The sequence below is a fragment of the Bradyrhizobium sp. 604_D8_N2_3 genome (genome assembly GCF_051810765.1).
In the GTDB taxonomy this organism is placed as follows: Bacteria; Pseudomonadota; Alphaproteobacteria; order Rhizobiales; family Xanthobacteraceae; genus Bradyrhizobium; species Bradyrhizobium barranii.
In genome coordinates this window covers 2,050,640-2,065,474 of record NZ_JBPWPM010000001.1, presented here as the reverse complement: position 1 = coordinate 2,065,474, position 14,835 = coordinate 2,050,640, and the positions used below count along the sequence as shown (strand labels likewise).

At 61.4% G+C, this 14,835-nt stretch carries 12 protein-coding genes; 6 read left to right on the top strand and 6 right to left on the bottom strand.

Features of this window, described 5'->3' with window-relative positions; translation table 11 throughout:
• Positions 1-9: 9 nt before the first annotated feature.
• The 3 genes from AB7245_RS09640 to AB7245_RS09630 all read right to left on the bottom strand — a co-directional run bounded on the left by AB7245_RS09640 (position 10) and on the right by AB7245_RS09630 (position 3,699).
• Positions 10-1,062 (bottom strand): acyltransferase family protein, encoded by a 1,053-nt coding sequence (locus AB7245_RS09640; protein ID WP_439034214.1) that lies wholly within the window; start codon positions 1,060-1,062, stop codon positions 10-12.
• An 88-nt stretch (positions 1,063-1,150) separates the two neighbouring features.
• Positions 1,151-2,503: a hypothetical protein gene (locus tag AB7245_RS09635; RefSeq protein ID WP_085402196.1), complete on the bottom strand. Its 1,353-nt coding sequence runs from the start codon at positions 2,501-2,503 to the stop codon at positions 1,151-1,153.
• A gap of 5 nt (positions 2,504-2,508) precedes the next feature.
• Positions 2,509-3,699 carry an acyltransferase family protein gene (locus tag AB7245_RS09630; protein ID WP_085402137.1) on the bottom strand — a complete coding sequence of 397 codons (1,191 nt, stop codon included), beginning with the start codon at positions 3,697-3,699 and terminating at the stop codon, positions 2,509-2,511.
• 362 nt (positions 3,700-4,061) lie between these two features.
• On the opposite strand from AB7245_RS09630, the gene AB7245_RS09625 reads away from it, so the two are divergent.
• The 6 genes from AB7245_RS09625 to AB7245_RS09600 all read left to right on the top strand — a co-directional run bounded on the left by AB7245_RS09625 (position 4,062) and on the right by AB7245_RS09600 (position 10,867).
• Positions 4,062-5,447: an O-antigen ligase family protein gene (locus AB7245_RS09625; RefSeq protein WP_439034213.1), complete on the top strand. Its 1,386-nt coding sequence runs from the start codon at positions 4,062-4,064 to the stop codon at positions 5,445-5,447.
• Positions 5,448-5,486: 39 nt separating this feature from the next.
• Positions 5,487-6,137, top strand: coding sequence for a hypothetical protein (locus tag AB7245_RS09620; RefSeq protein WP_071916260.1), 651 nt, complete (start codon positions 5,487-5,489; stop codon positions 6,135-6,137).
• A gap of 144 nt (positions 6,138-6,281) precedes the next feature.
• A complete protein-coding gene (locus AB7245_RS09615) occupies positions 6,282-6,923 on the top strand; it encodes a transglutaminase-like cysteine peptidase (protein WP_085402139.1) in 642 nt (213 codons plus the stop codon).
• Between the two features lie 401 nt (positions 6,924-7,324).
• Positions 7,325-7,852 carry a hypothetical protein gene (locus AB7245_RS09610; RefSeq protein ID WP_245328480.1) on the top strand — a complete coding sequence of 176 codons (528 nt, stop codon included), beginning with the start codon at positions 7,325-7,327 and terminating at the stop codon, positions 7,850-7,852.
• Positions 7,853-7,872: 20 nt separating this feature from the next.
• Positions 7,873-10,083 (top strand): GNVR domain-containing protein, encoded by a 2,211-nt coding sequence (locus tag AB7245_RS09605; RefSeq protein WP_085402140.1) that lies wholly within the window; start codon positions 7,873-7,875, stop codon positions 10,081-10,083.
• On the top strand, positions 10,067-10,867 hold the full coding sequence (locus tag AB7245_RS09600) for a hypothetical protein (RefSeq protein ID WP_085402141.1): 801 nt from the start codon (positions 10,067-10,069) through the stop codon (positions 10,865-10,867). The genes AB7245_RS09605 and AB7245_RS09600 overlap by 17 nt, the downstream gene beginning before the upstream one ends.
• A gap of 1 nt (position 10,868) precedes the next feature.
• Here the strand turns inward: AB7245_RS09600 and AB7245_RS09595 are convergent, their stop codons facing one another.
• The 3 genes from AB7245_RS09595 to AB7245_RS09585 all read right to left on the bottom strand — a co-directional run bounded on the left by AB7245_RS09595 (position 10,869) and on the right by AB7245_RS09585 (position 14,725).
• Positions 10,869-12,029 (bottom strand): acyltransferase family protein, encoded by a 1,161-nt coding sequence (locus tag AB7245_RS09595; protein ID WP_085402142.1) that lies wholly within the window; start codon positions 12,027-12,029, stop codon positions 10,869-10,871.
• A gap of 33 nt (positions 12,030-12,062) precedes the next feature.
• A complete protein-coding gene (locus tag AB7245_RS09590; RefSeq protein WP_085402143.1) occupies positions 12,063-13,157 on the bottom strand; it encodes a hypothetical protein in 1,095 nt (364 codons plus the stop codon).
• A 143-nt stretch (positions 13,158-13,300) separates the two neighbouring features.
• Positions 13,301-14,725, bottom strand: coding sequence for an undecaprenyl-phosphate glucose phosphotransferase (locus AB7245_RS09585; protein WP_439034212.1), 1,425 nt, complete (start codon positions 14,723-14,725; stop codon positions 13,301-13,303).
• Between the last annotated feature and the right edge of the window lie 110 nt (positions 14,726-14,835).

Here is a 14,835-nt window from a genome sequence, read left to right as displayed (position 1 = left end):
AGGACGCGCTCAGGCGACATAGCGAGCTTCACGGCGCACTCCAAACAACAGGCCCCGCAGCGCCGGATCGAGCAAGCGGCGGAGTCTCACTTCGATCAGCTCGTAACTGACAGTTCCCGCTATCAGTGCGGCAATCAGGCCGAGGCACGCGAACCCGGCCCAGAGGAGCCAGAGATTGACGCCATGCGCGGCCAGCTTCACTCCGATGACCTGCAACGGAAATAGCGCAAAAGGGTGGACCAAATAGAGGCTATAGCTGATCTTTCCGAGGAACTGCAGGAATTTGCCGCTCAAAGCGACGGCAATACCGGAGTCCGGAGCAAGGACCATTCCAAACAGCAGCGCGCCCGGCAACAGCCCGACCAGCGGATGCGCATATTCGATCGACACGTACATCGCGATCCCGCAAAGGATGCCCGCCAGCAATCCGGGCCAGCCGACGACGCGGATCCGCAAATCGATCAGGCTGAACAACAGCCCGACCAGAAAGAACGCGGCGATCGGCCGAAAGGCGATGCCCGCGAGACCGAGCAGGATGAACGGCGCCGCCAGCAGCCAGTTCCTCCGCCGCACCAACATCACGAAGATCACCGCGAACAGAATGTAGAACGCCCATTCGTAGCTCAGTGTCCACGCGTTCTGCTGGCCGATCGGCAATCCCAGCGCGTCCGGCAGGAACGCCAGATTGACGAAGAACAGCTTGAGATAGGTCGGCAGATCGATCCCCTTGAAGAACTTGTAGCCAACCAGGGGGCCTGCCGTGAACAGGATCAGGTGCAGGATCACGAACACGGGTAGGATTCGCAGGGCGCGATCGAGAAAGAACTTCCCGACGCTGCGGTGACGCATCAGGCTCGCCGGAATCAGGAAGCCGCTGATCATGAAGAACAGCTCGACCCCGTGCCCGCCCATGTTGACAGTCGCTTCCAGCCACGGCCAGATCGGAGGCAGGAAGCCTGCCAGAAGCGGCATGTCCTGAAGATGGACGATCAGCACGGTGAGCGCGGCGACGCCGCGCAGCCCCTGGATCGCCTCCACGAAATTCTTGCTGTCTGCGCTCACCGCCGCGATCCGATATCAAGATGAAGGAAAGTTCCGGACCAGCGCCCGTGCTGCGCACTGCAGCTCATTGCATGCGGCAACATCGCGATCATGCCGGCCGAGAGACCAGATCGTCGACGTCAGGCGCGAGTGGCACCGCGTCCGCGACGGTCTCGTCACGTCTCTCTCGGGCGAAGACTTCGCTGAAGGCGACGCCGAGCATGATCAAGCCGCTTGCCGGACCATAGGCCAGCACGGTGATGGTGAAGAGGTTCATGGCGACCGCGAAAGACAGCTTGTAGATGTCCCTGGTCCTTGCGACCGCGAGGATGACCATGACCATGAACAACACGAAGATCGGCCCGAACATCAGGTAGGTGCCGAGGTAGAAATTATCCACCGGAACGTAATAGCTGAGCTTGTTCGAGAACAGCAGCTGCGGATAGTTGAAGCAACCGAGGCCGCAGCCGGTGAAGAAACCGACCGGCATAAGCTCAGCCATGTAGACGAACGGCAACTGCCAGCTGTTGTTGACGCGGTCCTGCAGGCTGAACAGGCCGCGCGACATGCTGACAAGCCCGTTGCCGGAGAACAGGGCGATCAGCACCGCGGGCACGAGGATCGACAGGAACGACAGCAGCGCCATGCGCCGCAGCATGGGAAACTTCTCACGCTCGGGAACGAGGCGAACGATGATCAGGCAAGCGACGTAGATCACCATCACGCCGAGCGAGGTCTTGTTCGTGGTCAATTTGATGGCGTAGAGACCGATCGGGGCCCAGAACAGGCACCACAGCAGGCTCCGGCGCACCGAGCTGATCGTGAACGAAATGAACACGAAGAATGCGGCCATCGTGCTGTCGGCGGCAAGTCCGGCGAGGCGCGTCTCGGACGCCGACCACCACAGCCGCGTCGCCTGCCGCGTCGTGCCGAAAGTCTCGTAGGCATATCCCACCCAGGGCAACTGCATGCGGGACGACAATATGATCCCGACGATCGTCAGGTAGAAGATCGGGTGAAGCCACCGCAGCAGTCGATCGTAGTCGCCGAAATTGCGCCCGCAGAAGCAGAAGCCGACGAACACCGGCGCGATCATCTTGAACGACGACATCATGCCGCTGAAATAGCCCAGGAACACGTATCCGAGGTAAAGCGCAAAGCAGATGTAGAACAGCGTGAGGATCGCGACGAGGTTACGCCCCATCAGGACGTAGCGCTGCACGAAGGCAAAAATGCAGACCAGCGCGAAAATGTCAGGCAGGAACCACAGCGGGCTGATCTTGAGAACGGCCAGATAATAGCGCAGCGCGCCTGCGAGCGCATCGCGGTAGAAATAAAGCAAGAGCGCGATAGCCTCGAGACTGAAGAATGCACTGCCCTCCTGCTGGTGATGCCGGGGCAAGGCCGCCGGATCGACCATGCGCCAGTCCGACCTCGGTAGAGCCGAAGAGCTGCTGGACATGCCCGTCACTCCGCCGCGACCACAGCGGGAACGGCGCGGCGATTGAAAAGCCGAAGCACGAACCGCGACCCCGGCATCTCGACCCAGAGGTAGGTGAGGTTGGAGAGCACGAGCACGGCGGCCACGAAGACGGCGAGCAGCAGTGAGGCTGCTAGTCCGGGAAGAATGTTGTCCACGATTTGCAGGCGCCCGGTGCCCACGCCACGCGCGAAGTACTGGATGAGGACAAGTATCAGCGCATGCGTCATGTAGATCGAATAGGAGCGCTTGCCCAGCCAGACCAGCGGACGGACGGACAGCAGCTTCGGCAGGAGCCGCTCCGGAAACGCCATCAGCGAGCCCAGCAGGGCGCCGAAAACGATCGGCGCCACGAAGCTGAGCCGTTCGTCGAAGCCGACGACGGAAACCAGCACGATGGCGACGACGGCCGCACCGATCTGGCAGGCCGACTGAACGAAGGGGCTCACTGAACGACCTTTTCCCGAGACGAAACGAAGCGTGAGCACGCCGACGAAGAAGCCCAGGAAGCATCGGGTGAAGGCGTTGGTCTGGAAATCGAGCGTTTCATTCTTGAGCACGAAGATAATGAGAGCCGCGCCCATCACCGCCAGCACGGCGCTGAAAACATAGACGAGCCTGATGTAGCCAAGGCGCTGCGACAGGACGACGACGGCGCCAAACACGAGATAGGTGTAGAACTCCGCGCTGATGCTCCAACTCGGGCCGTTCCAGCTCAGATAATCGAGCACGCCCATAGCATGGAGCAAGAACACATTCGCGACAAACGAGTACACATTGTTAACCTGGAGATCCGCCGTCTCGTTGGTCGAGAAGTGCAGCAGGTCCAGTTCGGTGAGCGTGAGCCGCATCAGCCGAAACGCCAGAAAGGCGAACAGCATGACGATGTGCAGCGGATAGATGCGTGCGATACGACGCAAGGTGAACGTTCGGAAGTCGAACCCGCTGAATTCGGACTGAACATAGCTCATCGAGATCACGATGCCGCTCAACACGAAGAACAAATCGACGAAGAGCCAGGAATTGTGAAAAAACGCGACGTCGATCCAGGCGCGATGAGGCAGCGCAGCGGCGAGCGGATCCGATCCGACGAAGTGATGGACGACCACGCAGAGGGCGGCGAGGCCACGAACGCTGTCCAGCGGAACGTAGTGCGCCTTTGTTTGATGAGCTAGCACTTGATAGAGGCTCTACGATTCGACCAAAGCGAAATGCTGCGGTGCAATATAATGCCTCCACCGGGTGGTTTATTCAACTGAAAAGAGCCGCGAAGCGCCGATCTCGACCAGGACAGTGCACGACAGATGCGGCAGCAAGACGCCGGTCGGCATCTTTGCTCCGACGACATGCTCATAGACTTCAATTCAGCTTTCGTGAGGCAACGGGCATTGCGTTTGGAACAGATCAGGGCTGCACGCGCGAGCTGCGGCCTTGTTTGCAATGTTGCGAATGGCCATCAACGACCTAGCCTCGCATTAACTTGATCTCGCGCGAAGTTCTGATAGCTCCATCGCGGCTGAGTTGAATGACAGAGGGGCCTTTGGGCGCGATATCGCGATTTTTCGCCACAGCCGTGTTTGTGCTGGCGCCACTTCCGCTCGGATCCCTCGACCTCGCGTGGATTTGCTTCTGGAATTTTCTGCTCGTCTGCAGCCTGCTGACCGCCGATCTTTCGGCCGTGAGCCGTCGCAATGCCATGTTGCTCATTCCATTGGCAGTGGCGATCGCGGCGGTGGTTGTCATCGTGGCGTTGCAAACGTGGAGCGATCCGTCCAGTGAATCAGCAGCGGTCTGGGAACTGCCGCGGCTTTTTTTCGGCCTCGTACTGCCTGACCGTCTCTCGGTCACCGCACGCGGAACGTGGCTGGCGTTCGGATCGGTCTTGCTGCTGTCGCTCGCCTTCACGCGCGCCGTGATTCTTGCAAGCGATGCGGGAGCCGCACGCTCGCTGCTACGCATACTGGCATGGGCGGGATGCCTGTATGCATTGTACGGAATTCTGGCGGAGCTGATCGCACCGGACATGGTGCTGTTCAGGCAGAAAGAAGCCTACCTGGGCTTTGCCACAGGGACCTTCGTCAATCGAAACACGGCGGCGACGTTCTGGGGCAGCTGCGCCCTGCTGTTTCTGGTGCCGCTTCTGCGCACCATGCACCGCCAGGAAGGCGGGCCGCCGGAACAACCGGATTGGCGATCGCAGCTCGAGCAAATCCTCTCCGCGCCGGTGGCGCTCGGTGCGGGATTCGCGATCTGCACGATCGCGCTTGCCATGACCGGATCGCGGGCGGGTCTGCTGCTGTCGGTTGGCACGTTCGTGCTGGCCATCATCCTTTATCTCGTGCCGCTCGAGCTCGGCAGATCGCGGAAGTGGCTGGTCCTCGGCGGCTCAGCGGCAGCAGGGCTCGTGCTCTTGCAGCTCGTAGGCGGCCTCGTGGCGGGGCGAATCGTCGAACACGGGCTGATCGATCCGCAGCGGCTTGCTGCGTACCAGGCATCATTGGGGATCATCGCTGATCATCGGCTGCTCGGTGTCGGGCTGGGCAATTTCGAAGCTGTTTTTCCCGCCATCAGACCCGCAACGCTCGGCAGTCTCGGCATCTGGGACCGCGCTCACAGCACGCCGCTGGAAATTGCCGTCGAATTAGGCATCCCCGCCTTCGCCGTCATCGCGCTGGCCTGCCTCTGGTATCTTTACCATCTGTTTACCGGAAGCTTGCGCCGAAAACGCGACCGCTACATACCCGTGATCGGCGCCAGCGTCGCTGTATTGGGAGTTGCACATAGCTGCATCGATTTCTCGTTGCAGATACCCGGTTACGGCGTGTTTTTCGCAGCCATCGTCGGGTGCGGCCTCGCGCAATCGCTACCATCACAGGTGCGAAAAGAACGTGGCAAATCCGTGCAAGTCGAGCTAAAGTCAAATTAATTGAAGTTTAAAGCCAAATTGATTGAAGTGGGCAGGGCAATGAGCTGGAATTCTGGTAGGCGCTTCACCGTGATCGTCGGAGCGCTGGCAATTTTCGCCGGAATGCCGGCAGCATTCGGCGCAACGGGCGTCAGCTCGGGCTGCGTTGCCAACACGGGCGTTGTTTCAGCCGAGCGCGCCACCGACTTTCTGGCCAATCCCGGCGGGCTGCTCGACCAGTTCAAGGACGGACAAGGCGGCCTCGCCTCGGCTGTGCGCGACCTCCTGACCGCGCGTCCCGAGACAGTCGATGGCATTGTCTCGCTGGCGAAGGCCAGCAGCACCGATCAAAGCCGCGCCATCGGCGCTGGTCTCGGCACCGCCGCTTCGGTTTGCGTCCTGTCGCAGCCCGGCGTTGCCCAGCTGATCCAGGAGGCGGTTCTCAAGACCGAGAATCCCGACCTGATCCAATCGTTCACCAGCATCACCGGCGATATCCCGACCGAAGCGACCAACGGCGCCGATCCGACGGGCGAGACCACAGCCGGCGGCGGACCTGGTTCGACCGCGGCGGAGGCACGCGGTGGCGGAGCAAGCTCGACCGCACCCACGGTCGTGAACCAGAGCGGGCCCGGTGCGGCGTCACAGACGCAGACGCTGTTTGCGGCGACGTCGACCGCCGTTCTGACCTCGGTAAGCCCGTCGCGCTGACGGCTGGAACCGTTAACCACCCCTCCCAGGCCGGTCCCGTGACCGGCCTATTTAGCTACAATTGTAAATTTCCGCGGAACCAAAGCTCAAATCGTTTGTGAGATACCCGTAGCGTCAAAAAAGAAAACGCGAGACGGGGATGTCATGAGCTGGATTATCAAATCGCTGGTCGCGATCGGGATCGCGTCGACCGGCACCGCCGCCAAGGCCGAGATGTTGAACGACAGTTCGCTCAATCAGGCGAAGAGCGCGTTCATCCGCGAGTACGACAATGCGCTCGCGCCGCTGCAATTCGTCAAGTTCTGCATGAACAACGACGGCGAATGCGCGAGCGACGCCGCCGACCGGACACTGCCTTCGGGCGACCGGGCGATGAGCATGCTGCGCGAGGTGAACAGCTCGGTCAACGCGTCGATCACACCGATGCAGAAATCGACCAATCCGATGGTGGCGCGCTGGAGCCTTTCGCCGTCCGCCGGCGATTGCAACGACTACGCGGTCACCAAGCGTCATCAACTGATCGAGATGGGCTGGCCCAAGTCGGCACTGCGCCTCGCAGTGGTCCTGACAAATGGCGGCCAGGGCCATCTCGTGCTGGTGGCGCGACTTGCCGACGGCGACTTCGTCCTGGACAATCTTTCCGCTTCGGTGCGCCCCTGGAACGCCGCGGATTACGAGTGGATCTCGATGCAGTCCGGCGGAAATCCGCGCTTCTGGGTCGCGATCAACGAGAATGGCGAGCGCCTGCGCGCCACGCGTCTCGCGATGTTGCGGACCTCCGAATAGACCGCGCGAAGTTTCGCTCTACCGCCCTCAATCGCAGGTTGCGACAGGCGCGAGGCGATGGTCTGCCAGACCGTCCCTCGCGCCTTTGCCTTGGCATGGTGCTTGCCTAAAATTCATGCTTATCGCATACGAGCGCGCGCAACCATTCGCCGAATCCGCGCCTGATCGCAGCAAGAATTTCGTTCATGCGAAACGGGGATGCAGAGCGGGCAAGGATGGCAATTTGGTCCGTACTGGTTTATATTTTGCGCCGCACAAGAATTTGACATAGTTTTGGGTCATCAAGGACCTAGGGCCTAAATCCATACGTCATCGCTAGTTTGCAACGAGATATGAGCGCGATCCTAATCAAACTCGATAGCTTGTTGCGTGGCTCCCTGCCGGTTTTACGGATCGCGGCAGTGATCGCCGTTGCCGTGTCTGCGACGCTGTCGGCGCCGGCACAGGCTCAATGCGTCGATCGCGCCGAACGAGCGCCGTCGTCCGCGGTCAGCGCATTCGTCTCGGACCCCTCGGTTTTGTTGCGACAGTCGAAGAACGACAGGGACAAGCTTTCGGGCCGGCTCACCGGATTGCTGGTGACCGACATAGCCGCGCTCGATCCGGTTCGGGACATGCTGCGCCAGGCGAGCCAGGCCGACCGTGTCGCAATCGGCGCCGGGCTTCACCGTGCCGAAGAGCGCTGCATCGCGACCAAGCCCGACGTCGCGCGCCGGATCAGCGAATTCGTTGCCAAGCTGCACGACGGGTCCGTCCTCAAAGGATATCTCACGGATCAGGACGCAGCGGCTGCGCCCGTTCCGGGAAGCCCGGCTCCCGCCACGGCCAGCAATGCACCGGCGGGTCCGGGTGCAAGCGCCGGTCTGATGTCGGGTGAGTGGAAGACCGAACTCGCCGACCCGTTCAAACCCGTTCCCCTTCCCGAGTGACAACCTCAAGATTCCCAGAGATGTTTCAGCCACGAGATCAGTTTCCGCAACGCCCGAGATATGCCATCGAGGTCGGTGGCACGACGCTCAGCGCCGAGCGCGCTCTGGACATCGTACGCCGCCAATGGCCGCTGATCGTCGCCATCGTGGCCGGTACGCTCGCGATCGTTCTCGTCTACCTGATCGTGGCAACGCCGATGTACACGGCAAATGCGCGCATCCTGATGGACACACGCCAAACCCAGGTACTGGACAAGGACAGCGGAACCGCCAACGCGCTGATCGACCCGGGCTTCGTCGACAGCCAGGTCGAGATTCTCCAGTCTGACGACCTCCTCCTGTCGATCGTCCGTCGCCTGAAGCTCACCGAGGATCCGGAGTTCAACGGCTCGGATCCCGGGTTGATTCCGCTGGTCATCGGCAAGGTCATCTCGATGTTCGGGTCGGACGGTCCTCCGAGCAAAGAGCGGGTCGAGCGCGGCGCGGTCGAGCTTCTCCAGAAGAACCTTAAGGTCGAGCGCGTGCTGACGACCTATGTCCTCTCGATGAACTACCGTTCGATCGATCCGAACAAGGCTGCGCAGATCGCCAACGCGATTGCGGACGCCTACATCGTAGGCGCGCTGGAGGCGAAATATCAGTCGACCAAGCGCGCCGGCGAGTGGCTCCAGCAACGCAGCGCCGAGCTGCGTGAACAGGCGACGGCGAGCGACCGCGCCGTGCAGACGTTCAAGGCGCAAAACAACATCGTGGGCACCAGCCGGGGTCTGATGAGCGAGCAACAGCTTGCGGACGTCAACTCTCAGCTTATTGCCGCTCATGCCGCGACCGCCGAGGCCAAGGCCCGCCTCGACCGGATCGAGGCGCTGCTCGACAAGGATCTCGTGCAGCCGACCGTGACGGACGCACTCAACAACACGGTGATCACGCGCCTGCGCGCCCAATATCTCGACCTGGCGGCGCAATATGCCGACTGGTCGAGCCGTTACGGCAAGACCCACCAGGCGGCCGTCAACCTCGCCAACCGAATGGAAGAGCTGCGCAAGGCGATCGCGGACGAGGTCCGTCGTATCGCGGACGCATATCGCAGCGAGTACGAGATCGCCAAGAGCCGCGAGACGGCGCTTGAGGAGAATCTCAAGAATCTCGTATCCCAGGCCGGCAGCACGAGTCAGGCGCAGGTCAAGCTGCGCGACCTCGAAAGCGCGGCGGATACTTATCGTAACCTCTACAACAACTTCCTCGAGAAGCTGCAGAACGCAACGCAGAACCAGAGCTTCCCGATCAGCGAAGCGCGCATCATCGGCACGGCGGTCAAACCCGACAAGAAGAGCTCGCCCAAGACGCTGCTGGCGCTGGTCGGCGGCCTGCTCGGCGGTCTCTGTTTCGGCTTCGGGGCGGCCTTCACGAAGGAACTGATGAGCGACGTGCTGCGATCTCCGAGCGACGTCGAGGATCAGCTCGGGGTGAAATGCCTCGGCGTTCTTCCCGACATCCGCGCGGCGAGGGCTTCGGCAGATCATCCGGAAGGAAACATATCCAGCTACGTCGTCGAGCACCCGTTCTCGCGGTTCGCGGAGACGCTGCGGAACATCAAGGTGTCAATCGACGTCGCGCGCCTGTCGCGCGAGGTCAAGATCATTGGAATCCTGTCGTCCTTGCCGAAAGAGGGAAAAACGACGGTTGCCGCCAATTTCGGTCATCTGACCGCGTTGACCGGACATCGCACGCTACTGATCGACGGCGACCTCCATACCCGCTCGCTGACCAGGGCGCTGGCCCCCCATTCCAAGACCGGCCTGGTCGAAGCCCTCAAGGATCCGCGCTCGTTCGGCTATCATATCCAGCGCAGCAAGGAGAGCGGGCTCGACTTCCTGCCCTCCGTCGTCGCATCGCGCATGGTGAACTCGGCAGATGTCATCGCCTCCAAGGCGATGGCTGACCTGCTTGCAGTGGTGCGAGAGGAATACGAATACATCGTCATCGATCTGGCGCCGGTGATGCCGGTCACCGACGCCAAGGCTGTCAGCCATCTCGTCGATGCGATGGTTTACGTCATCGAGTGGGGCCGTACGACCCGCAACGCGCTCCAGGAGTCGATGGCGAGCTCCGAAGGCATTCAGAAGAAGCTTCTGGGCGCCGTGCTCAATCGCGCCAATCCGAAGATGCTCAAGAGGATCGAGGCGTATAAGGGCTCGCACTACAACAGCTACTATGTCGAGGGAGCCTAGCGCCACCGAGCCGGCGGCACAGGCAACGGGGATCGCCTATCGCTGGCTTCTGCGCGGCTCGACCATCGCGCTTGCCGCAGCCGCGCTGGCGTGGATCGCGGCTATCGCCCCGGATGTGACCAATCCCGCGGTTCCGCAGATTGCAGGACGCGTCGCGCGCGGCGAGCGATATGAAGTCGATCGCCTGAGACGGATCGTATCGGACAATTTGCCATCCGCCCGTCGCCTATGCAGCGCCAAGACGCTGCGCGAGCTCCTGCTGCTCCAGCTCGCAATCGCCGACGAATCGACACGCGCAGGCGACCTGAAGCAGATCGATCTCGATGCAGACGCCGTCGCGTCGACGAGCCGTGCCTTGCTGGCATGCGCGCCGACTGAAGCACTGGGCTGGTTCGGCAGCTACTGGGCCGAAATTCGCCAGGCCGGCTTTGGGCCGCGAACAGCGGAACTGCTGAGTCTTTCCTATCGCTTCGCGCCACACGAGGCCTGGCTCCAACTCATCCGCGCGCCACTGGCGCTTCGCGCCTTCAATGCGGCCTCGCCCGAGCTCAGGGATTACGCCACCCAGGACTTCGCCGATATCTTCCAGGCCCGCCTGTTCCCAAGCGCAGCTACGTTCTATCAGGCGGCCGGCGCCGAGGCGCGCGTCGCTCTGCTCGAACGTACCTGCACCGCGCCCGAAGCCGATCGGGAATTGTTCTCGCATTTCGTCGCGGAGAAGGGCCTGCGAATTCGCCATCGCTGTTATCCAGTCGATGGCGATGGCTTTCGGATGAGCCGCTAGGCTATTTCAGCTCGGTTCGCGGCACGCCCTGCGAGGGATTTTCGGGCAGGTATTGCAGGAAGAATTTGGTCAGGCCGCGACGGCTGCGCAGGATCGGCGATTCGAAGTACTTCCAGGACACATGCGCGACAGCGTACGAGATGACGAAGCCGATGGCTGCGCCCGCGGTAATCTTCACGCTGTCGGGCACCGACATCCCGCCATAGAGCGTGAGCGCCTTGCCGAGCGGGTTCGGGATGAAGTTGTGAACGAGATAGAAGCCGTAGCTGATCTTCCCGAGATGCTCGAGCGGCTTCCACTCCAGCGCTTGAACAAAGATACTGTCCTGGTTGGCGCGAACCCACCAGATCAGCGCGACCAGGCACAGCCCGATCGCAATGTCGATCGCGGGGGAAAGATACGAAGGGGCGTCGTAAATCACGCCGTTCGAGCACAGCATGAACCCGACGATGAGAAGGCAGACGAACGTGCCGTTGCCGTTCGGAGCCCATTCCCGTCTCTGGAGATGCAAGATCGTCAGCGCGCCGCCAAACGCGATGAGGCTGAAATTCCACGGCGACAGGGTATGGATGGCCGTGTGATTGAAGCCCGACGAATACATCAGGAAATGGCTGATCACACCGAGAACGACGACGCTCATGCAGGTGACGAAATGGCGCTCCAGAGGAAGCAGGATGAACAGGAAGGGCGCGATCACGTAGAACTGCTGCTCGACCGAGAGCGTCCAGAGCACGCCGAAGGGACCAGCGGTCCCGCCGATGACGCTGCCGATCCAGTAGTTGGACAGGTACACGACGTGATAGCGGAAGCCGAGATCGGGCCCCGCGTGCTGAAAATAGGACCGGGTCAGGAACAGGATGGCGAGAAGCGCATAATATGCGGGAAAGATGCGCGTCGCCCGCTTGACCCAGAAGGTGACGATTTCCGCCGCGGGCCGGGATGCGGCCGTCCCGACCTTGCCTCGCTGCCTGTTGAGCTCGCCGATGATCAGGAAGCCGCTCAGGATGAAGAATATCCAGACGCCGACGCTGCCCGAGTAGAACTGCAGTCCGCACTTGTGATTGAGATAGACCAGGACGACCGAGAGACCGCGCAGCCCGTTGAATCCCAAGATGCTGCCCGACTTCTCGGTGTTGACGCGCTCAGATCCAGGTAAAGGCATTGCAGGTTCTTTTCTTCGCACGGAGACCGAAAGCTACAGTCCCCTGGTTCTCAACTCAGTCGATTCTTCAGCCGACAGGCGGCCGCCGGCAAATTCCGAAAGAAGGAAGAGCGCAACCTTGGGCCTGTCGATCTCGTACATCAACCCAAACCTGTTCTCCGGCGGCTTCTTCTGCGGCTCGTCGAACAGCTCGTAGACCATCACGCTCTCGATCTCGACGTCTTTCTGGTTCTTCAGATATTGGAAGGTGTCCCGCAGTGACCGGAGGCATTGCTCCGTCAGGGGATCGCCAGGCCGATTTCCATAGGCCGGCTTGTAGATCTCGGCGCAATTGACCTCGTTGAACGTCACCGGGCGGTGATAGGACGCCAGCTTCTTGAAGAGGTCGAAGGGCGGATTGCGTCCATTCCAGTGCCGATGCGGATTCTGCCCCGCCACCTCGTAATAGTGGTAGGAGATCACGTCGTATTTCACGCCCCGGGACTCCATGAAGTCGAGGAAGCCCAGCATCGTCGACGTCGTGTTCAGCACCTTGCGCAGACGACTTCCGGTCTCGCGGTTGATCTGGTCGATGGCATCGGACGCGCCGTGCAACACCTGGGCCCAGTCTTCCATCACCGGCATTTCGAAGTCTGCCGCGGTCATGCCGCGCCCGAACAGCTTCTTCCCGTCGGAATCGACCGCGAACAGGTTGATCTCGTTCTCAAGCTCCCAGTCGGACACATCGTCCTTGAATTGCCGGACGAACGCGTAGGTGCGGTCGTAGCCCTGCCTGTAGAGCGCGTCCCGGTCTCCTTTGGGGTACCGCCCCTTGTCGGTGCGGTCACCGTAGCGGAAAGGGAAGTTGACCAAAGGGTGAAGCGTGATCGAGTATTTTCTGGCAAGCGCAATGGTTTGCCGGAACATCGCGGCTTCGCCCGGCTCGGCATCTTGCGTCAGATTGAGACCGGTCCTGTATTGCGTGAGCCCGCGCTCCCTCATGAGCTGAAAGATCGGCGCGAGATCCCTGCGCTTTTGCGGCGGTCCGCCGACCCCCCACTCCAACGCGTTCGCATGAGAACAGGCGGCAGCGATCGCCCAGGTGACGAGCAACGGCAAGGCGACGAACTTGGCGAGGCGATGGCTCAATCTGCAAGGCTCGGCGTTTTTTGGGGGGGCAAATCGTCAAAGGGGCAGCAACGAATCACATGCTGCAAAATGCAGGCCGTTTCCCCTCTGCACGGGCGGCGTGCGGGTCGGGCGCGGCAACGCGCGCCCGACGTCGGCCTGGCTCAGTAGGCTTCCTGATGAATCAGCGCCAGCGCGGTCTTCAGGATGATCCTGAAGTCGAGCCAGATGCTCCAATTGCTGACGTACCAGATGTCGTATTCGACCCGCTTTTCCATCAGATCGATGGTCGGCGTCTCGCCGCGGAAGCCGTTGACCTGGGCCCAACCGGTCAGGCCCGGCTTCATGTGATGCCGGTACACGTAGTTGCTGATGATCGGATCGTAGTAATTGTCGTGCGCGAGCGCATGCGGGCGCGGCCCGACCAGCGACATCTCGCCGCGCAGAACGTTCCAGAGCTGCGGCAGTTCGTCGATGCTGGTCCGCCGCAGCGCACGGCCGACACGGGTCACCCGCGCGTCGCTCTTCGTCGCCTGCGTGACCACATGACCGTTCTCCGCCACCGTCATCGAGCGGAACTTCCAGATATCGAATTGCTTGCCGTTGAAGCCGCGCCGGGCCTGCTTGAAGATCACTTTGCCCTTGGAATCGAGCTTGATCATGATCGCAGCCGTCATCAGCAGCGGCGCCAGCAGCAGAAGCGCGAACGAGGCAAGGCCGATGTCGAGGCAGCGCTTCTGCGCCTGCTCGAACACGCTGAGCGGCGCGCGCTGGATCTCGATCGCGACCGTGCCGCTGACGGGCTGGAACGGACGCGAGACCAGATCGGCGATCGGGAAATCCGGCAGAAGACGGATCGGCTGGGGGACAACGCGCAGATGCTGGCTCAGCTTCTGGAGAAGCGGCATCTCGTCCCAGTCGATGACCAGGAGATATTCTTCCACATCCGCCGTGCGCGCTTGACGGGTGATGTCGCGAATCTCGTGATCCCAGCCCGCGCCCTCTTCAGACGGATCGAGCACGAAATGTCGCACGACGTTGAAGCCGTGCTTGCGCAGATCCTTGAACCGGGTCGAGGTGAAATCGAGAGGCTTGAGGCTGAGCAGCACGACCTTGCGGTCCACCAGACGGCCCTTGGCGTAGCTCGAGGTCAGCGCCAGGCGCCACAGCACGCGCAGACCGCCCAAGGCGACGCCGCCGGTCGCGGCGAACAGCAGCGTGGTTCCGCGCGACAGGTCCGCGGACGATTTGAGCAGGAACGCCTCGACGGCGAGAATAGTGAGCGAGATCAGCCAGACCGCCAGGGCCTTGCGCAGCTGCCAGACCGTGTTCAGCAGACGATGGTGATCGTAGACGCCCTGGAAGTAAGCGATGGTCACGAACACCGCGCCGACGACCAGGCCTGCTCCGACGGATGAGTCCTGCTCGATCACGAGCACGCGATACAGGCCGCTCGCCACGAAATAGCTGAGCAGTACGGCGACGAAGTCTCCGGCGATCAAAGCCACTTGCAGGGGTCTTTGGAGGGCACCGCGTCGGTTCGAGATAACCGAATAATAGTTTTCCGAACCGTAAGTTGCTACAGCCATCCGAACCTCGCTGCCTCGTCACCACTCGCAATCAGAATTGCGAGCAAATCGATCTAATTTTTTCGATGTGCGCCGAAGTATATCTTAACTAAACAAAGCGACATTGCGGC

What these genes read in the sequence shown, in the direction of transcription:
- AB7245_RS09635 (WP_085402196.1), bottom strand. Translation starts at nt 2,503, where the DNA reads ATGTCCAGCAGCTCTTCGGCTCTACCGAGGTCGGACTGGCGCATGGTC.
- AB7245_RS09620 (WP_071916260.1), top strand. Translation starts at nt 5,487, where the DNA reads ATGAGCTGGAATTCTGGTAGGCGCTTCACCGTGATCGTCGGAGCGCTG.
- AB7245_RS09615 (WP_085402139.1), top strand. Translation starts at nt 6,282, where the DNA reads ATGAGCTGGATTATCAAATCGCTGGTCGCGATCGGGATCGCGTCGACC.
- AB7245_RS09605 (WP_085402140.1), top strand. Translation starts at nt 7,873, where the DNA reads ATGTTTCAGCCACGAGATCAGTTTCCGCAACGCCCGAGATATGCCATC.
- AB7245_RS09600 (WP_085402141.1), top strand. Translation starts at nt 10,067, where the DNA reads ATGTCGAGGGAGCCTAGCGCCACCGAGCCGGCGGCACAGGCAACGGGG.
- AB7245_RS09595 (WP_085402142.1), bottom strand. Translation starts at nt 12,029, where the DNA reads ATGCCTTTACCTGGATCTGAGCGCGTCAACACCGAGAAGTCGGGCAGC.
- AB7245_RS09585 (WP_439034212.1), bottom strand. Translation starts at nt 14,725, where the DNA reads ATGGCTGTAGCAACTTACGGTTCGGAAAACTATTATTCGGTTATCTCG.